This is a genomic window from Pseudomonas allokribbensis, from assembly GCF_014863605.1.
Classification (GTDB): Bacteria; Pseudomonadota; Gammaproteobacteria; order Pseudomonadales; family Pseudomonadaceae; genus Aquipseudomonas; species Aquipseudomonas allokribbensis.
On sequence record NZ_CP062252.1, the window covers coordinates 4,849,869 to 4,867,137 of the forward strand.

Annotated in this window: 19 protein-coding genes; 6 read left to right on the forward strand and 13 right to left on the reverse strand. The window is 61.3% G+C overall.

Annotated elements, in window-relative coordinates:
• Nucleotides 1-32: 32 nt before the first annotated feature.
• The 8 genes from murB to IF199_RS22145 all read right to left on the reverse strand — a co-directional run bounded on the left by murB (nt 33) and on the right by IF199_RS22145 (nt 6,876).
• Nucleotides 33-1,052, reverse strand: a complete 1,020-nt coding sequence (gene murB / locus IF199_RS22110) for a UDP-N-acetylmuramate dehydrogenase (protein WP_192558710.1) — start codon at nt 1,050-1,052, stop codon at nt 33-35.
• On the reverse strand, nt 1,049-1,513 hold the full coding sequence (locus tag IF199_RS22115) for a low molecular weight protein-tyrosine-phosphatase (RefSeq protein WP_102622528.1): 465 nt from the start codon (nt 1,511-1,513) through the stop codon (nt 1,049-1,051). The genes murB and IF199_RS22115 overlap by 4 nt, the downstream gene beginning before the upstream one ends.
• Entirely contained in the window at nt 1,513-2,277 is a 765-nt protein-coding gene (gene kdsB / locus IF199_RS22120) for a 3-deoxy-manno-octulosonate cytidylyltransferase (RefSeq protein WP_192558711.1), read from the reverse strand. Before kdsB ends, IF199_RS22115 begins: the two co-directional genes overlap by 1 nt.
• Complete coding sequence (locus tag IF199_RS22125) at nt 2,274-2,459, reverse strand: Trm112 family protein (RefSeq protein ID WP_003174668.1); 186 nt, start codon at nt 2,457-2,459, stop codon at nt 2,274-2,276. Before IF199_RS22125 ends, kdsB begins: the two co-directional genes overlap by 4 nt.
• Nucleotides 2,460-2,483: 24 nt before the next feature.
• Nucleotides 2,484-3,494, reverse strand: coding sequence for a tetraacyldisaccharide 4'-kinase (gene lpxK / locus IF199_RS22130; RefSeq protein ID WP_192558712.1), 1,011 nt, complete (start codon nt 3,492-3,494; stop codon nt 2,484-2,486).
• Nucleotides 3,494-3,922: an ExbD/TolR family protein gene (locus tag IF199_RS22135; RefSeq protein ID WP_007950767.1), complete on the reverse strand. Its 429-nt coding sequence runs from the start codon at nt 3,920-3,922 to the stop codon at nt 3,494-3,496. The genes lpxK and IF199_RS22135 overlap by 1 nt, the downstream gene beginning before the upstream one ends.
• The gene (locus IF199_RS22140) at nt 3,919-4,554 is read right to left on the reverse strand and encodes a MotA/TolQ/ExbB proton channel family protein (RefSeq protein WP_162803506.1); all 636 of its coding nucleotides are present in this window, start codon (nt 4,552-4,554) and stop codon (nt 3,919-3,921) included. The genes IF199_RS22135 and IF199_RS22140 overlap by 4 nt, the downstream gene beginning before the upstream one ends.
• Nucleotides 4,555-4,632: 78 nt before the next feature.
• Nucleotides 4,633-6,876, reverse strand: a complete 2,244-nt coding sequence (locus IF199_RS22145) for a DNA internalization-related competence protein ComEC/Rec2 (RefSeq protein ID WP_192558713.1) — start codon at nt 6,874-6,876, stop codon at nt 4,633-4,635.
• Between the two features lie 154 nt (nt 6,877-7,030).
• Here IF199_RS22145 and IF199_RS22150 point away from each other — a divergent pair, with 154 nt between their 5' ends.
• On the forward strand, nt 7,031-7,549 hold the full coding sequence (locus IF199_RS22150; RefSeq protein ID WP_192558714.1) for a DUF2062 domain-containing protein: 519 nt from the start codon (nt 7,031-7,033) through the stop codon (nt 7,547-7,549).
• 55 nt (nt 7,550-7,604) lie between these two features.
• Here IF199_RS22150 and IF199_RS22155 read toward each other — a convergent pair whose 3' ends face one another.
• The 4 genes from IF199_RS22155 to IF199_RS22170 all read right to left on the reverse strand — a co-directional run bounded on the left by IF199_RS22155 (nt 7,605) and on the right by IF199_RS22170 (nt 10,772).
• A complete protein-coding gene (locus IF199_RS22155; RefSeq protein ID WP_096820942.1) occupies nt 7,605-8,384 on the reverse strand; it encodes an ABC transporter permease in 780 nt (259 codons plus the stop codon).
• The gene (locus IF199_RS22160) at nt 8,381-9,313 is read right to left on the reverse strand and encodes an ABC transporter ATP-binding protein (RefSeq protein WP_192558715.1); all 933 of its coding nucleotides are present in this window, start codon (nt 9,311-9,313) and stop codon (nt 8,381-8,383) included. The genes IF199_RS22155 and IF199_RS22160 overlap by 4 nt, the downstream gene beginning before the upstream one ends.
• 132 nt (nt 9,314-9,445) lie before the next feature.
• Nucleotides 9,446-10,069: a glutathione S-transferase family protein gene (locus IF199_RS22165; protein WP_192558716.1), complete on the reverse strand. Its 624-nt coding sequence runs from the start codon at nt 10,067-10,069 to the stop codon at nt 9,446-9,448.
• 43 nt (nt 10,070-10,112) lie between these two features.
• Nucleotides 10,113-10,772, reverse strand: a complete 660-nt coding sequence (locus IF199_RS22170) for a transglutaminase-like domain-containing protein (RefSeq protein ID WP_192558717.1) — start codon at nt 10,770-10,772, stop codon at nt 10,113-10,115.
• A 247-nt stretch (nt 10,773-11,019) separates the two neighbouring features.
• Between IF199_RS22170 and IF199_RS22175 the strand changes: the two genes are divergently transcribed.
• Together IF199_RS22175 and IF199_RS22180 are read left to right on the forward strand one after the other, a co-directional pair.
• The gene (locus IF199_RS22175) at nt 11,020-13,467 is read left to right on the forward strand and encodes an acyl-CoA dehydrogenase (RefSeq protein WP_192558718.1); all 2,448 of its coding nucleotides are present in this window, start codon (nt 11,020-11,022) and stop codon (nt 13,465-13,467) included.
• Between the two features lie 74 nt (nt 13,468-13,541).
• A complete protein-coding gene (locus tag IF199_RS22180) occupies nt 13,542-13,949 on the forward strand; it encodes a PA2817 family protein (protein ID WP_007950758.1) in 408 nt (135 codons plus the stop codon).
• Nucleotides 13,950-14,008: 59 nt separating this feature from the next.
• On the opposite strand, the gene IF199_RS22185 is transcribed toward IF199_RS22180, so the two are convergent.
• The gene (locus IF199_RS22185) at nt 14,009-15,004 is read right to left on the reverse strand and encodes a LysR family transcriptional regulator (protein ID WP_192558719.1); all 996 of its coding nucleotides are present in this window, start codon (nt 15,002-15,004) and stop codon (nt 14,009-14,011) included.
• Nucleotides 15,005-15,094: 90 nt separating this feature from the next.
• On the opposite strand from IF199_RS22185, the gene IF199_RS22190 reads away from it, so the two are divergent.
• The 3 genes from IF199_RS22190 (at nt 15,095) to IF199_RS22200 (ending at nt 17,222) form a co-directional block, all read left to right on the forward strand.
• Nucleotides 15,095-15,721: an alanyl-tRNA editing protein gene (locus IF199_RS22190; RefSeq protein ID WP_192558720.1), complete on the forward strand. Its 627-nt coding sequence runs from the start codon at nt 15,095-15,097 to the stop codon at nt 15,719-15,721.
• A 90-nt stretch (nt 15,722-15,811) separates the two neighbouring features.
• Complete coding sequence (locus IF199_RS22195; RefSeq protein ID WP_192558721.1) at nt 15,812-16,582, forward strand: 2OG-Fe(II) oxygenase; 771 nt, start codon at nt 15,812-15,814, stop codon at nt 16,580-16,582.
• Nucleotide 16,583: 1 nt separating this feature from the next.
• Nucleotides 16,584-17,222, forward strand: coding sequence for a LysE family translocator (locus IF199_RS22200; protein ID WP_096820935.1), 639 nt, complete (start codon nt 16,584-16,586; stop codon nt 17,220-17,222).
• Nucleotides 17,223-17,269 lie beyond the last annotated feature (47 nt).

Below are 17,269 nucleotides of genomic sequence, written 5' to 3' on the forward strand. Positions count from 1 at the left end.
AGGGCTTTGGATTCAGCCTTGAAAGCGTAGCCTCAATAACGGTTGGGCTCCATTTCCAGCTCGACATTGAAACGTTCTGCAATGTCTTTCTGGATACGTTGCGCCAGATCGAGCAGTTGCAGCCCGGTCGCCGCGCCGTAGTTGACCAGCACCAGCGCCTGCAACTTATGCACGCCGGCATCGGCCTCACGGAAACCTTTCCAGCCCGCCCGCTCGATCAGCCAGCCCGCCGCCAGCTTCATCTGCCCGTCCGGTTGCGCGTAGGCCACCAGATCCGGGTGCTGCCCCTTGATCTGCGCGACCACCGCTGCCGACACCAGCGGGTTCTTGAAGAAGCTGCCGGCATTACCGAGCACCGCCGGGTCCGGCAGTTTCTCGCTGCGGATGCTGCAAATGGCGCGGCTGACATCCGTCGGCGTCGGCTGCTCGATGCCCTGCTCGGTCAGGCGCTGACGCACCGGGCCGTATTCCAGGTGCAGATGCGCGACTCGATTCAGTTCGAATCGCACCCGCAGGATCAACCAACGACCCGGCTGCTGCTTGAACACGCTGTCGCGGTAGGCGAAGTTGCACTCTTCCAGCCTGAAGTCGCGCAACTCGCCGGTCTGGCGATCCAACGCTGTCAGGCCGGCGAACACGTCCTTGATCTCGACACCGTAGGCACCAATGTTCTGCATCGGCGCAGCGCCGACGGTGCCGGGGATCAGGCTGAGGTTTTCCAGCCCCGAAAAACCCTGCGCCAGCGTGTGCTGGACAAACGGATGCCACGGCTCGCCAGCCTCGGCCTCGATCACCACGCGGTTGCCGTCATCACTGATGACGCGAATGCCACGGCTGGCCATGCGCAGCACCAGTGCCGGAATGTCCGCCGTCAGCAGCAGATTGCTGCCGCCACCGATGACCAGCAACGGCACATCTTGGGCGGTCGCATAAGCCAGGGCTTCGCGCACATCGGCGTCATTGTGGGCTTCGGCAAACAGTTGCGCGCGAACGTCCACACCAAAGGTGTTGAACGGCCTCATGGAAACCTGGGGGTGTACCTGCAAACTCATAACCGGCCCTTCACTTCAATCAGCAACCGGTCGCAGGCGCGCTCGATCAGATCCAGCACCTGCTCGAAACCCTGATCGCCGTCGTAATACGGATCCGGCACCTCATCGACTTCGCCTTCATAACGGCGCAGGAACAAGTCCAGCTCAGCCTTGCCGGTAGACGGTTGCAAGGCCTTGAGGTTGCGCAGGTTGCTGTTGTCCATGGCGAGGATCAGGTCGTAGCTGGCGAAATCGGCGCGGCTGACCTGCTGAGCGCGTTGCGCCGACAGGTCGTAACCACGCAGTTTGGCCGCTGCCTGACTGCGCTTGTCCGGCGGATTGCCGACGTGCCAGTCGCCGGTACCGGCAGAGGCCACTTCGACCTGAGCCGCCAATCCGGCTTCACGCAGTTTGGCGCGCATCACGCCTTCGGCGGTGGGCGAGCGGCAGATGTTGCCCAGGCACACGAACAGAACGCGCATCAGGCCTCCAGCAGGCGACGGACGCGCTCGAGGTCTTCGGCGGTGTCGACCCCGGTCGGCGGCGCGATCAACGCGTCAGCCACGTGAATCCGCACGCCGTGCCACAGGGCACGCAACTGTTCGAGGGATTCGGTATTTTCCAGCCAGCACGGGCCCCAGCTCACGAAGTCCTGGAGGAAGCCTGCACGGTAGGCATAGATGCCGATGTGGCGGCGATACGGCACGCCTTCCGGCAGCACGTCGCGGTTCCTGGCGAACGCATCGCGGGCCCACGGCAACGTCGCACGACTGAACGTCAGCGCCAGACCGTTGAGGTCGCTGACGACCTTGACCACGTTCGGATTGAACAGGGTTTCCACGTCCTCGATCGGCTCGCCCAGGGTGGCCATGCGCGCTTCGGTGTGAGCCGCAAGGTTGGCGGCGACCTGATCGATCACGCTTGGCGGGATCAGCGGTTCGTCACCCTGCACGTTGACCACGATGGCATCCGGTTCCAGACCCAGCTTTGCGGCCACTTCCGCCAAGCGGTCGGTACCGGAGTTGTGATCTTCGCGGGTCAGCACCACTTCGGCGCCGAAAGCCTTGCAGGCCTCGACGATGCGCGCATCGTCGGTGGCCACGACCACACGGCTGGCGCTGCTTTTGCTCGCCTGTTCCCAGACGTGCTGGATCATCGGCTTGCCGGCGATATCCAGCAGCGGTTTGCCCGGCAGACGGGTCGAGGCGTAGCGCGACGGGATGACAACGGTGAAGGCTGTGGTCATTTATCCAGACGCTCGTCGGTGGTCAGGGTGCGGGCTTCGCTTTCCAGCATGACCGGGATGCCATCACGGATCGGGTACGCCAGGCCGGCGCCCTTGCTGATCAGTTCGGTCTTGTCGGCGCTGAGCTTGAGCGGGCCTTTGCAGATCGGGCAGGCGAGGATGTCGAGCAATTTGGTGTCCATGAGCATTCCCTGGATAAAAACGGTTTAAGGCAAAAGCCGATCCGGCAACAGGCGCATCAGTTGCGTGTCGAACCAGGCCACGAAGGCCGGCGACGGCACGGCATCGACCGCCAGGTACCACCAGTCGGCGGCAGCGAAGGCGCGGCACTTCACCGCGTCCTTTTCGGTCATCACCAATGGCAATGACGGCGTGAAACTCAAGGCCTGCACGCTGTATTCGGCGTGGTCGGCAAACGCGTGGGGCACAGGCCGACAGTCTAGCGCTTCGAGGGTATTGAAGAAACGTTGCGGATTGCCGATCCCGGCCACTGCGTGCACTGCCTGGCCGGGCGGAAAGTGATCGAGGGGCCGGCGTTCGCCGCTGAGTAGATTGACCAGTGCGGTGGGTTGCAGACGGAAAGCGAAACCGTCCTCGCGGTCCGACGCCGCGCCGTTGAACAGCACGCCATCGACGCTTTGCAGGCGCTCGATCGGTTCACGCAACGGGCCGGCGGGCAGGCAGCGTTTGTTGCCCAGCCCTCGGGCAGCGTCAATCAGCACCAGCTCAAGATCCCGCGCCAGACGATAATGCTGCATGCCGTCATCGGACAGGATCAGGTCCAGCGGCTCGCTGGCCAGCAGGGCTTTGACGGCGCCGCCGCGGTTCGGGTCGATCATCAGCGGCACACCGGTGCGCTGCACGATCAGCAATGGCTCGTCACCAGCGATTTCGGCGCCTTGATCGGCTTCAACCCGCCATGGCAACTGCGGCGGCTTGGCGCCGTAACCGCGACTGACCACACCGACCCGCAACCCGCTGCGCCGACAGTGTTCGATCAGCCACAGAATCATCGGCGTCTTGCCGGTACCGCCAACGGTGATGTTGCCGACCACGATCACCGGCACCGGCGACTGATAGATTTCGCCTTCGCCGTCGAGAAAACGCTGACGCTTGCCGGCCACGACGCGGCGGTACAGCCACTCCAGCGGCCGCAACAGCGTAAGGGCCGGATGCCCCTGATACCACGCGGCGAGCAGACGATCGGACATGGCCATCAGGATTTGGGCGCCGCCTCGACCGTGGTCATGCGCAAATGGCTGAAACCGAGCTTGCCGGCCGCGTCCATGGCGGTGATCACGGATTGATGCTGAGTCTTGCCATCGGCACTGATCGACAACGGCATGTTGGTGTCACCGTTGGCTTCCTTCTGCATGGCTTCCATCAGAGTCGCCAGGTCGTTTTTCGGCAGAATCTTGTTGTTCACCGAAAACACGCCTTCAGCGCTGATGGCGACGTCCAGTTGCTTGACCTGCTGATCCTCGGCCGGCGAGCCGCTGACCGCTTCCGGCAGGTCGACACGCAACTGGGTTTCGCGGGTGAAGGTGGTGGTCACGACGAAAAACAGCAACAGAATGAACACCACGTCGATCAGCGACGCGAGGTTGATGTCGATCGTTTCCCGGGGTTTGCGACGGAATTTCACGCTTTGCCCCCGGCCAGATCGACGTCACGGTCGCCCTGCACCACTTCCACCAGTTTGATCGCTTCCTGCTCCATGCCCACCACCAGCTCATCGATGCGGCGTTGCAGGAAACGGTGGAAGAACACCGACGGAATACCGACCATCAGGCCCGCTGCCGTGGTGATCAGCGCCTTGGAGATACCACCGGCCAATACCGAAGCGTTGGTGGTCATGCCGGAACCGGTGAAGGCACTGAAGATGTCGATCATGCCCAGCACCGTACCCAGCAGACCGAGCAGCGGCGACATGGCGGCGATGGTGCCCAGCGCGTTGACGTAGCGCTCCAGCTCGTGGATGACCCGGGCGGCGGCCTCTTCGATGCACTCTTTCATGATCTCGCGACCATGCTTGGAGTTGGCCAGGCCTGCGGCGAGGATTTCACCCAGCGGCGAGTTGGCGCGCAATTCCTTGAGTTTTTCCTTGTTGAGCTGCTTGTCCTTGATCCAGACCCAGACCTGACCCAGCAGATGCTCAGGGGTGACGCGACTGGCGCGCAGGGTCCACAGGCGCTCGGCGACGATCGCCATGGCGGCGATGGAACTCAGAATGATCGGCAACATCATCCAGCCGCCGGATTTGACCAATTCCCACACAGTGACAGCCCCCTCGAAAAAGTGCGCCACTTTACCATACCGGTTCGCGATAAAGACCCGTCCCCCCGACGACCGTGCTCAACGGTACTCCGCCCCCGGCAGCGGCGGGTCGCGCCAGAACCGGCGCTGCTGACGCATCGACCGGGCCGGCTGGAATCTGCCCAGTTGCAGATGAATGGCACCCTGCTCGGCGCTGTCATGGATGCGCAAGCCCAGCTTGCGGTAACGAGCGATGACCGTCGGATACGGATGCCCGAACGAGTTGCCCTGCCCCCGGGAGATCAGCACGTCCCGAGGCTGCAAAACCTTGAGCAACGCCATCGAGGAAGAACTGCGACTGCCATGGTGCGGGGCTTGCAGCCATCGGGTCGGAACCGCCAGTGCGCTGTTGAGCAAATCCCGTTCGGCAGCGGTGTCGATATCGCCGGTCAGCAGCAACCGCTCGCCGTTGGCTTCGATCTGCAGGACGCAGGAACGCTGGTTGCTGTCATGGGCGTCGGCCCACTGCCATAGATGAAAGGCAACGCCGTCCCATTGCCATTGCCGACCGCTTTCACAGGTTTCAGCGTTCAGCGCTTCGGGCAGACCCGGCGGATCGCCACTGAGCACCCGGCTGACCGGCAAGCCGTTTGCCACCGCCAACGCGCCACCGGCATGGTCAGCGTCGGCATGGCTGAGCAGCATCAGGTCGAGCCGCTCCACGCCCAGCTTGTACAAGGCAGGCAGCACCACCCGTTCACCGACGTCAAAGTCGCCGAAACGCGGGCCGCTGTCGTACAGTAATGTGTGGTGACGGGTGCGTATCAGAATCGCCAGACCCTGGCCGACGTCGAGCTGCCAGACATCCGCCAGGCCTTCGGCCAGCCGCTCCCGGGGCGGTAATGCCAGCACCAGCAGTAACAGCCAACCCAAGGGGCGCAACGGAACGCCTCGGGGCAGCAATAACAGCAGTGCACCGATGCAGCCCAGTGCCAGAACCCAACCCGGCATCGATGCTGCAACCCACGCTGGCCAACGCCCTGCGATCTGGGCCAGAGTCCGGAACAATCCATCGACCAGCCCGCCGGCCAGCCACAACAGACCTTCGCCGACATAGGGAATCGGCAACAACAAAGTGCCCAGCAATGCCGGCGGCAGCACCGCAAAGCTGATCCACGGCACCGCCAGCAGATTGGCCAATGGCCCGCTGAGGCTGATCGGCAAGCCCAAGGTCAGCAACACCGGGCACAGGCCGATAGCGATCAGCCATTGCGCTCGCGTCCAGGTCTGCCACCAGCGCCAGGGTCCCAGTCGACCGCCGAAGGTGAAAATCAGCACCGCCACCGCCGCGAAGGACAACCACAATCCCGGACGCAGACTGGCCAGCGGGTCCATCAACAACACCCCATTGAAGGCCAGCAACAACGGCCACCAGGCACCGAGATGGCGAAATCGCAATCGCCACAGCAACACCAGCGCAACCATCACGCAGGCCCGTCGCACCGGCACCTCGAACCCGGCCAGCAGCCCGTAACCCAGCGCCGCCGCGAACGCCAGACCGCACGCCCACGGCAGCCATGGCCAACGCAATGGCCACACACCGAATCGCGCCAGCCCGGCGACCAGCCCATACATCACCGCCGCCAACAGACCGATGTGCTGCCCGGAAATCACCAGCAGGTGCACGGTGCCGGTGTCCTGCAGAATCTGCCAGTCCTCGCGACTGAGTCCCGAGCCATCACCCAGCACCAACGCCGCCAGCGCGGCGCCTCGCCCCTGGGTGTCCACTTCCAGCAGACGCCGACGAATGCCGTCCCGCCAGGCCCAATGCGCTGCCGCCAGCCGACTGCCGTCCTTTACCGTGCCGGTGGCGCCGATGCGTTGCGCCAACAGCCAGGCCTCGTAATCGAAGGCATCGGGATTGAGCAGCCCGCCGGGACGCTTGAGCTTGACCGCCAGGCGCCAGCGCTCACCGCTGTTGACCGATGGCCCGTCGTACCACGCCAGACGCATCAGCGACGGCAGTTTCTCGTGCCGCGAACGGGCATCGGCCAGTTCGAAGCGCACAACGCCGTCGCCATTTTGCGGCAGACCGACCACCTGCCCTTCGACCCAGCGCGTCTCACCGTCCAGCTTCGATGGCAATCGATCATCCAGCGCCCACTGCGCACCGATGCACGACCAGGCGAAGCCGAACAGCAAAAAGGCCAGCGGGTAACTGCGAAACGGCAGCAGCATCAGCGCCACGACCGGCAGCAAAACCATCCACCCGACCGGCGGCAACGCCGGCAAAAAAACCGGAACCAGCAGACCGACCGCCAGCGCCATCATCCCTGTGCGCATACGCTCGTCCTTGATTGCGACTTTCCAGAAAAGTCTCCCCTCACCAGGCATAGCGGGTGTTGGTCACAGCCGTCGTTATCAATTGTCACAAAGTCTGAATGGGCGGTTCGTAGAATCCAGACATACTTGCCGCCTTAACCGACCGAGAAGCCTTATGCCCCGGCGCTTATTCAAACGTTACATGCCCGATCCGACGAGCATCAGGGAACACAAATCCTTACGCTTTCTCGGCACGTTGCTGCATGACCCGAACCTCTGGCACCTCAATCGTCACTCGGTGGCCCGGGCCATGGCCGTTGGCCTGTTCGCGGCGTTTCTGCCGATTCCCGCGCAGATGCTGGTGGCGGCGGCACTGGCCATCACGGTGCGCGGCAACATGCCGATTGCCGTCAGCCTGGTCTGGCTGACCAACCCGATCACCATGCCAGCCGTGTTCTTCTGCACCTATCAGGCGGGTGCCTGGTTGATGGATGTTCCCGCCCGCACTCTCCCCGACGAATTGACCTGGGAATGGATCAGCGGAGAACTCTCGACCCTGTGGCAACCCTTCCTGCTGGGCTCGGTGGTGGTCGGGCTGGCGCTGGGCGCCCTCGCCTACTGCGTGGTGATGATGTACTGGCGCTGGTGGGTGGTCCGGCAATGGGCGCGGCGCAAGAAAAGTCGCCAATCGTGAATGCAAAACGGCCTCCACTGTGGGAGGCCGTTTTTTTATTGCAACACCGGGTGAATCAGGTACGCATGCCGCGTCCGCTTACCAGCAACCGTGCGCAACCGACATACAGCACCACAGTGGCGACCAGCATGAAGGTGATCGCGATACCGATGCGAATGTCCGAAACGCCCAGGATGCCGTAACGGAAGGCATTGACCATGTGCAGCACCGGGTTGGCCAGCGACACGGTCTGCCAGAACGGCGGCAGCAAGGTGATCGAGTAGAACACGCCACCGAGGTAAGTCAGCGGGGTCAGCACGAAGGTCGGGATGATCGAGATGTCATCGAAGTTACGTGCGAACACGGCGTTGATGAAGCCCAGTAGCGAGAAGATCGTCGCCGTCAGCACCACCACCAGAACGGTGACGCCCAGGTGATGCACCTGCAGGCTGGTGAAGAACATCGACAGGATCGTCACGATAACCCCCACCATCAGGCCGCGCAGCACGCCGCCGAGGGTGTAGCCGATCAGAATCGTGTGCGGCGACACCGGCGACACCATCAGTTCTTCGATGGAACGCTGGAACTTGCTGCCGAAGAAACTCGACACCACGTTGCCGTAGGAGTTGGTGATCACCGACATCATGATCAGCCCCGGCACGATGTACTCCATGTAGGTGAATCCACCCATGCCGCCAATCTGCTTGCCGATCAGGTTGCCGAAGATCACGAAGTACAGAACCATGGTGATCGCCGGCGGCAGCAGAGTCTGCGGCCAGATCCGGGTGAAGCGTTTGACCTCGCGGTAAACGATGGTGTTGAGGGCGACGAGGTTGGGGCGCAGCTCGGAACTCATACCGCCACCTTCGACAGATTTTTCTCCACCAGGGACACGAACAGCTCCTCGAGGCGATTGGTTTTATTGCGCAGGCTCAGCACTTCGATGTTCTGCAGGGCCAGTTGGCCGAACAGCGCAGTGATGCCCATGGACTTGTCGACCTGGACTTCCAGGGTATGCGCATCCACCAGACGGGCCGGATAGCCGACCAGTTGCGGCGCAACCGCCAGATCGCTCTTCAGATCGAGCAGGAAGGTTTCCACATGCAGTTGCCCGAGCAACTGACGCATGCTGGTGTTCTCGACGATGGTGCCGTGGTCGATGATGCCGATGTTGCGGCACAACTGCTCAGCCTCTTCCAGGTAATGCGTGGTGAGGATGATGGTGATGCCTTTCTGGTTCAGCTCGGTGAGGAACGTCCACATCGAACGACGCAGCTCGATATCCACCCCGGCTGTCGGTTCGTCGAGGATCAGCAGGCGCGGCTCATGCACCAGTGCGCGGGCGATCATCAAGCGCCGCTTCATGCCGCCGGACAACGAACGCGACGGCACATCGCGCTTGTCCCAAAGGCCAAGCTGGGTCAGGTACTGTTCGGCGCGTTCCTTGGCGATCTTCGCCGGAATGCCGTAGTAACCCGCCTGGGTCACGACGATGTCGAACGTCTTTTCGAACTGATTGAAGTTGAATTCCTGGGGCACCACGCCAATCGAGCGCTTGAGCGCCGCGGGGTTCTTGTCCAGGTCGTGACCGAAGATATTCACCGTGCCGCTGGTCTTGTTCACCAGGGTCGAGAGAATGCCGATGGTCGTGGATTTGCCTGCGCCGTTAGGGCCGAGCAAGGCAAAGAAGTCACCTTCGGCGACGTCCAGATCGATACCACTCAAGGCCTGGAACCCGTTGCTGTAGGTTTTGGTTAGCTGCCGGATGGACAGAGCGGAACTCATATCGGATTTACGCACCAAGAAGAGAAAAAGGACTGAATGACGGCGGGCGGCGAGGAAGACAACCGCGGCGCACAAGCGCAATGGTGCTTGCCGCCGCCGCACAAGTACAGTCAAGTGTGTCGATAGTAGGTATTAAGTCAACGCGGTCATGACGGCTTTTTGATACGCCGGACGCTGCTTCAGTCGCGCATACCAGGCCTCCAGATGAGGCATCGGCGCACGCTCGATCGGCATCTCGAACCAGGCATAAATGAAACTGCCGAGCGGAATATCGCCCATGCCGATTTCACTGCCGGACAGATAAGGCTGGTTTTTCAGGGCCTGATCGGCCATCGCCAGCAACCCTTCGCATTCCTTGATCGCGGCATGAATCGCCGGCCAGTCCTGCTTGTCCGCCGGGGTGCGCAGAACGCCCCAGAACACCGTACGGAAAGGGCCTGCGAAACTGGAGGTGGTCCAGTCCATCCACTTGTCGGCGACAGCACGGGTTTGCAGATCTGCCGGATACCACGAAGTGTTCGCCGCGTGTCTGGCCAACAGGTAGCGGACGATGGCGTTGGACTCCCACAACACGAAACCGTCGTCTTCGATCACCGGCACCCGACCGTTCGGGTTCATCGCCCGGTACTCAGGCGTGTCGACCACACCGAACGCGCCACCGGCATCGATTGCCTCATAGGCCAGCCCGAGTTCTTCGGCAGCCCACAACGGTTTTCTGACATTCGACGAATTCTTGCGACCCCAGATCTTCAGCATGACCGCCTCTTTTCCATTGAGTGGGCGAGCAGCATACGCCGGATCAGCGGCTGCCGACATCACCGCGCATGTCACTGGACAGTGGCGTCTGCTGGTCGTTGAACAGGTGCGGATAACACTTCTGCAGATGTTCGAAGAAAAAAGATTCCGGTACATCGGCGAACTGGCCGTGATCGACCAGGTACTCCATCAGCAGCGCGCCATCGCTGTTATACGGGTGGAAAACGCTGTCGTTCATGCCGTCGAATTCCAGCGGCGCAACGTTGAACATTTCGCAGAGCTTCTGGTTGAACGCGGGTGTGGCTTTGACCCAACGATCATTGAGAAACAGCTCGGTATAACCATGCATGGCGAACACTTCGCTTCTCAGCAGCTCAAGCAGACGCGGCGTCGACAGATGGTTTTTCACATCCGCCAGACCGATGCGTGCGGGGATCCCGCAATGGCGCGCGCAACCGGCGAGCAACGTGGCCTTGGGCACGCAATAACTTTCACCCGCCGCCAGCGCGTAGCTGCCGCGCAAGGTTTGCGGGTCGCGACTGAAGGTGTACATGTTGTATCGCACCGCCTCGCGCACGGCGTAATAAAGACTGATCGCCTGCGCGCGCGGGTCGCGGCTGGCACCACGGTGCTGTTCTGCGAACTCCACCACCGAGGGGTGGTCACTATCGATGAAGCGGCCGGGGCTCAGATACTCGCGCATGACGACATTCTCCTGGATGAACCCGGAGTCTAGCGAGAGGATCAGCACAGAGATAACGACGTTTCGGCCAAACATGGACGCAAAGCCGCGGAGTCTGCGAACGATTTCCCACGGGTGTTGCCCACCGAACCTACAAAAGACATCCAGGGATTCCCACGATTTAGATCAGCTTGCTCTGACCGCCCCGTTTTGCAGATGCCGTCTAAGCTCTGGAGGGTCGTTCGCCCTGGTTCACGGAGGATTGAATATGCTGTTGTTGTGGATACTGGTTCTGATCGTCGGCGTGGCGTATCTGGCCCACCGGCGCATCGCCCCGTTGCCTGCACTGGGTATCGTCGCGGCTTACCTGCTGGCGATGGGGATTTTCAGCCACGCGCCAGGCTGGTTGCTGCTGATCTTCTGGGTCGTGCTGGCCATCGTTGCGGCTCCGCTGCTGTTGCCGGATCTGCGCCGCAAACACTTCAGCGCGCCGCTGTTCAACTGGTTCCAGAAAACCCTGCCACCCATGTCGCAGACTGAGCGCGACGCGATCGACGCCGGCACGGTGTGGTGGGATGGCGAACTGTTCAGCGGCCGTCCGGACTGGGAAAAACTGCTGTCCTATCCCAAAGCGCAACTGAGCGATGAAGAGCAGGCATTCATCGACGGCCCGACCGAAGAACTCTGCGCCATGGTCACCGACTGGCAGATCGGCCAGTCGATGGACCTTCCACCCGAAGCCTGGACCCACATCAAGGAACACGGTTTCTTCGCCCTGATCATCCCCAAGGAATTCGGCGGTAAAGGCTTCTCTGCCTACGCCCACTCTCAAGTGGCGATGAAACTGGCAACCCGCAGCGGCGACCTCGCCTCCACCGTGATGGTGCCCAATTCCCTCGGCCCGGCCGAACTGCTGCTGCATTACGGCACCGACGAACAACGTAATCATTACCTGCCACGACTGGCCCGGGGCGACGATATTCCATGCTTTGCGCTGACCGGCCCGCTCGCCGGTTCCGATGCCGGTGCGATGCCCGACACGGGGATCATCTGCAAAGGCCAGTGGGAAGGCCAGGAAACCCTCGGCCTGCGCCTGAACTGGGAAAAACGCTACATCACCCTCGGCCCCGTCGCGACCTTGCTCGGCCTGGCCTTCAAGGCCTACGACCCGGATCACCTGCTCGGCGACAAAGAAGACCTGGGCATCAGCCTCGCGCTGATTCCGACCGATACCGCCGGCGTTGAGATTGGCCGTCGCCACTTGCCGCTGGGCGCCGCATTCATGAACGGCCCCAACTCCGGCAAGGACGTGTTCATCCCGCTGGACTTCCTGATCGGCGGCCAGGACATGCTCGGTAAAGGCTGGATGATGCTGATGAATTGCCTGTCGGTGGGGCGTTCGATTTCGTTGCCGGCAGTGGGTACTGGCGCGGCCAAGTTCACCAGCCTGGTGACCGGGCAGTACGCGCAGATCCGTGAACAGTTCAACGTCCCGCTGTCAGCGTTCGAAGGCATTCAGGAAGCCATGGCGCGCATCGGCGGCAACGCGTGGATGATGGACGCTGCGCGGATGCTGACCGCCAACGCGGTGGATCTGGGCGAGAAGCCCTCGGTGCTGTCGGCGATCCTCAAATACCACCTCACCGAACGCGGTCGCGAGTGCATCAGCCACGCCATGGACGTGCATGGCGGCAAGGCGATCATCATGGGCCCGAACAACTACCTGGGTCGTAGCTGGAACGGCGCGCCGATCTTCATCACCGTGGAAGGCGCCAACATTCTTTCGCGCAACCTGATGATCTTTGGTCAGGGCGCAATCCGCTGCCATCCGTTCGTACTCAAGGAAATGGCCCTCGCCGGTCGCGAGGACAAGGATCAGGCACTCAAAGAGTTCGATGGCCTGCTGCTCAAGCACATCGGCTTTGCCGTGAGCAACGCTGCCAGCACGCTGGTATTGAATCTTGGTTTCGGCCATTTCGAACATGCACCGGGAGACAAGCTCAGCCAGGGTTATTTCCGCGCGCTCAACCGTCAGGCTGCCGCGTTTGCCATGCTCGCCGACCTGAGCATGATGCTGCTGGGCGGCGAACTGAAACGCCGTGAGCGTCTGTCGGCGCGCCTGGGCGATGTGCTGAGCAACCTGTATCTGGCCTCGGCGGCGCTCAAGCGTTATCACGATCTCGATTCCCCGGCGTACATGGAGCCGTTGTTCAGATGGGCCATGGAGGAAAGCCTCGGCCAGTCGGAAAAGGCCCTGGATGAACTGCTGACCAATTTCCCGAACCGGGTTTTCGGCTGCCTGTTGCGGGTGATCGTGTTCCCGTTTGGTCGTCGCCACAAAGGCCCGTCCGACAAGCTCGGTGCCGAAGTGGCCGGCGTCATCGGTCGGGCCAAGGGCGATCCGGCGCTGGAAGAACTGCTTGCCGGCTGCTATCGCCCACAATCGGCGGACGATGCGGTCGGTGCGCTGCAACACGCCTGCGATCAGTTGAACGCTGCGCAACCGCTGCACAAGAAACTGCACACCTCGCTCAAAAGCGGTCAGGTCAAACCGGTCGCAGGGGAACACGCCATCGATGCAGCACTGGAGGCCGGAGTGCTACAGGCAGTGGAAGCCCAGACCCTGCGTGATGCCGAAGCGGCGCGGCGCAAGGTGATCGATGTCGATGATTTCGACAAGGAGGAACTGAAACCCGCGGAAGGGAAAGTCCGCTGATCCCTTCAATCAGTGAAAAACGGGCGCAGGCGCTTTATACTCCCGCGCCCGTTTTGCTCTTGAGGACTTATCTCGTGTCCAATGTCGTTGCCGATCATCTGGTTTTGCTCGACCACCTGCGCAGTATCCTGGTCGCCGTAGGTGAGGCCGATCAGGTTCCCGAAGAAAGCCATGCCCTGTTCCTGGAGCGTTTCGACGAACTGCTGGCGTCACTGCCGATCGAGCCGATCGAAAGCCAATACCTGGGCCAGGACATCCTGACTCAAGTGATTACCCGCTATCCGCAAATTGCCCACCTGATCCCGCGGGATCTGCTGTGGTTCTTCGCTGGCGACTGCCTGCATTACCTGTCCGATGAAGAAATCGACATGTATCAGGCACTGGAAGAGCGCCGTTACGAAGCTGAACAGAACGACGAACCGTTCGACTGGAATCAGGAAAAACAACTGCTGGCGATGTCCGCCCAGGACAGCAAGCACTGATTTTCGCCCGGTAAAGAAAAGGCCCGCATGGTGATCCATGCGGGCCTTTTTTTGATCGATTAAAGCAGCCCTTCACTCTCGGGTAATTCGTACTCGGCCAAGGCTTTTGAACCGCCGGTTTTTCCGGGTTTACTCAATGTCGGCTCTTTCTCCAGGCACTCCACCAGATAGTCGATGAACACCCGCAACTTTGGTGGCAGATAGCGCGTCGGCGAGTGCAACAACCATAGTCCACCGTGGTAGGACGCCAGGAATGTCCAGTCCGGCAGGACCTGCACAATCAAACCTTGCTCCAGGGCATAGCGGGCCGTGAAATACGGCAGGCTGCCAATACCGATGTGCTGCAACACCGCGCCTAGACGTACGCCGGTGTGATTGGCGGCATACCGTCCCCGAACGCCGACCGTCACCGCTTTGCTGCCTTTCTTGAATTTCCAGCGCGCATCGCTCGGGGTTTCGCCCAGGTAGATGCAGCTGTGATTGAGCAAGTCATGGGGATGCGTCGGCGTGCCATGTTCGGCCAGGTATTGCGGCGTCGCGCAGAGCAAATGGTCGATGGTCAACAACTGCCGTCCAACCAACCCCGCCGGCGGCCGCTCCGTGATGCGAATCGCCAGGTCGACATGATCGTCGATCAAATCCACCTGTCGATCTTCCAGCAGCAACTCCATATCAACCTTCGGATAGCGGCGCAGAAACTCCGGCATATGCGGATGAATCACAAAGCGGCCGACCGCTTTCGGCACGCTGACCCGCACCAGTCCCTCGGCTTCGTGGGTGAACTGGCCGCTGATCTCCATCACTGACCTGGCGGCGCTGACCATCTCCTGACAGCGCTTGAACACCTCTTCCCCGCCATCGCTCAAGCGCAATTTGCGCGTGGTGCGTTGCAGCAGCCGCGTGGCCAATGCCTTCTCCAGCCGGGAAATACTGCGGCTGATCGCCGAGGGCGACGAACCCAGTTGGCGCGCGGCTTCGGAGAAGCTGCCGGTCTCCACGACCTTGACGAAAATCGCCATTTCACCGAGCAGCGGCAGGGGGAGATTTATGCTCACAGCGCAACAGTCCTTTGATGTTTGAACGGATTATCACGTTATTGCACGATTCATATAATTAAAAAAGAAACTTTAATAAGGGCATGGAATATGACGCTTCGCCTCTTTTTCCATAGTGATGACCTCAAGGCCAATGTGGAAGTCCTCGACTGCACGCCCCACGAGAACGAGTTCGCCGTGGTGCTGCGCGCCACTCTGTTCCACCCGCAAGGTGGCGGACAGCCTTGCGATACCGGCTGGATCGGCGACAGTCAGGTCCTGCGCGTCGTGCAGGAGCCGGATCGAATCATCCATTTCGTCGATCAGCCCATCCCGCTCGGCATGACCCAGATTCGTATCGATGAAGACCGCCGTCGCTTCAACACCCGCATGCACTCTGCCGGGCATTTGATCGGCCACTTTGTCCAGGCCATGGGCTGGATGCCGATCAAGGCACACCACTGGCCGGACGAAGGCCGGGTGCAATTCAAGCCCGGGGATTCGGCTCAGGAAGTCGATGCGCAATCCGTTCAATACGGCATCGGGCAATGGATCGAACACGATCTGCCCCGCCTGACGTCTCTGCGCGAAGGTGCGCGGGAAATCGGCTTCGGTGAACTGCCAGCCTACGGCTGTGGCGGCACCCATGTACGCAGCCTGAAGGATCTGGGCACAGTCACGATCGCGTCCCTTTCGCAGAAGAAGGGCACGTTGTCCGTCCACTACAACGTGGATTGAGGATTTCGGGCGCTGCCAGGCGCAGCGTCCGTCGCCGGGGGAACCGCGTTCGCTGGTTCCGTTGACTACTCGTTAGATGGACCTGAAACCATGATGCTTGACGTCGAGCGTCTCGATGAGACGTGCATAAAAAAACTGGCCAACGAAGAAGTCCTCGCCATCCGCGTCAAAGGCTTTTTGCCTGAAGACCAGGCGATCCGGATTGGCGACAAGATCCTCGCCCCCGGCTTCGAGGGTTACATCAACGCCCCCAGCATCGGCCGCATCGGCATGGCGTTCTACGAGGCGGAAAACCAGCCGTTGCTGATCGAGGATTACTTCGAACGCGCCACCAGCAACATTGCCGAACTGCGTAACCGCTGCGCGCCCTACTCCTCGCCGATCGACACCTTGCGCTGCATGTTCGACGAATCCTGGCCGGCAGGCGCCCATCTGGAGAACCTGTACGGACGCAAGATGTACGTCGGTCTGTCACGGGTGGTCAAACCCGGCGTCTGCTTCCTGGCCCACCACGACATCTTCGCCAAGGACGCGCCGGAGAGTTTCCAGGCTCACAGCCTGGAGGCGCAATTCGCCTGCAACGTCTACCTGAACATGCCGACCGAAGGCGGCGCGTTGCAGATGTGGGAAGACGACATTTCACCGGACCGATTCGACGAGATGCGCGGCGACAGCTACGGCATCGACCCGGCGCTGCTCGGCCCGCCAGCCCTCGAAGTTCGCCCGGAACCGGGTGATTTCATCATGTTCAATTCGCGTCGCATGCACTCGGTGACGCCGGGCGTGGCAGATCCGCGCTTGAGCCTTTCGTTTTTTGTCGGCTATCGCGGCAATGCTTCACCCCTGACTTTCTGGAGCTGAAATGACATCGAATTACCTGGGCGAGTTTCTGGCGCTGGCCACCATCCACTTTCTCGCCGTGGTCGCTCCCGGCCCGGACTTCGCCGTGACCATTCGCCAGAGTGTGCGATTCGGTCGACTGGTCGGCATCTGCACGGCACTGGGCATCGGCGCGGGGATTTCCGTGCACGTGCTGTACACCCTGCTGGGCGTCGGCGCCTTGATGCACACCACGCCCTGGCTGCTGACGGTGGCCAAGGTCGTGGGCGGCGCCTACATCTTTTACCTCGGTATCAGCCTGATCCGCAGCAAACCCAAGACAACACTGGAAGGCGAAAAGACCAGCGACGAACCGCTGGTCGAGCAATCGTTGTTCAAGGCGTTTTCCACCGGTTTCCTGACCAACGCCACCAATCCCAAGGCCACGCTGTTTTTCCTGGCGATCTTCACCACGATCATCAGCGCCAGCACGCCGCTGGAAATCCAGGCCCTGTACGGACTGTGGATGTGCGGCGTGAATGCGTTGTGGTTTGTGATCGTTGCGCTGTTCTTTTCAAGCAGCAAAGTGCGCGTGCTGTTCATGCGCATGGGGCACTGGTTCGAGCGCAGCATGGGGGTGATTCTGATCCTGTTTGCCGGGCGACTGGTGTTGTCGATGTAAACACGTTGAACGGAGAAGCCCGGTCCAGACAGATTGGACGGGCTTTT

Bases quoted from the DNA above. Each gene is read 5' to 3' on its own strand.
- murB (WP_192558710.1), bottom strand. From the start codon at position 1,052: ATGAGTTTGCAGGTACACCCCCAGGTTTCCATGAGGCCGTTCAACACC.
- IF199_RS22115 (WP_102622528.1), bottom strand. From the start codon at position 1,513: ATGCGCGTTCTGTTCGTGTGCCTGGGCAACATCTGCCGCTCGCCCACC.
- kdsB (WP_192558711.1), bottom strand. From the start codon at position 2,277: ATGACCACAGCCTTCACCGTTGTCATCCCGTCGCGCTACGCCTCGACC.
- IF199_RS22125 (WP_003174668.1), bottom strand. From the start codon at position 2,459: ATGGACACCAAATTGCTCGACATCCTCGCCTGCCCGATCTGCAAAGGC.
- lpxK (WP_192558712.1), bottom strand. From the start codon at position 3,494: ATGGCCATGTCCGATCGTCTGCTCGCCGCGTGGTATCAGGGGCATCCG.
- IF199_RS22145 (WP_192558713.1), bottom strand. From the start codon at position 6,876: ATGCGCACAGGGATGATGGCGCTGGCGGTCGGTCTGCTGGTTCCGGTT.
- IF199_RS22150 (WP_192558714.1), top strand. From the start codon at position 7,031: ATGCCCCGGCGCTTATTCAAACGTTACATGCCCGATCCGACGAGCATC.
- IF199_RS22155 (WP_096820942.1), bottom strand. From the start codon at position 8,384: ATGAGTTCCGAGCTGCGCCCCAACCTCGTCGCCCTCAACACCATCGTT.
- IF199_RS22160 (WP_192558715.1), bottom strand. From the start codon at position 9,313: ATGAGTTCCGCTCTGTCCATCCGGCAGCTAACCAAAACCTACAGCAAC.
- IF199_RS22165 (WP_192558716.1), bottom strand. From the start codon at position 10,069: ATGCTGAAGATCTGGGGTCGCAAGAATTCGTCGAATGTCAGAAAACCG.
- IF199_RS22170 (WP_192558717.1), bottom strand. From the start codon at position 10,772: ATGCGCGAGTATCTGAGCCCCGGCCGCTTCATCGATAGTGACCACCCC.
- IF199_RS22175 (WP_192558718.1), top strand. From the start codon at position 11,020: ATGCTGTTGTTGTGGATACTGGTTCTGATCGTCGGCGTGGCGTATCTG.
- IF199_RS22190 (WP_192558720.1), top strand. From the start codon at position 15,095: ATGACGCTTCGCCTCTTTTTCCATAGTGATGACCTCAAGGCCAATGTG.
- IF199_RS22195 (WP_192558721.1), top strand. From the start codon at position 15,812: ATGATGCTTGACGTCGAGCGTCTCGATGAGACGTGCATAAAAAAACTG.
- IF199_RS22200 (WP_096820935.1), top strand. From the start codon at position 16,584: ATGACATCGAATTACCTGGGCGAGTTTCTGGCGCTGGCCACCATCCAC.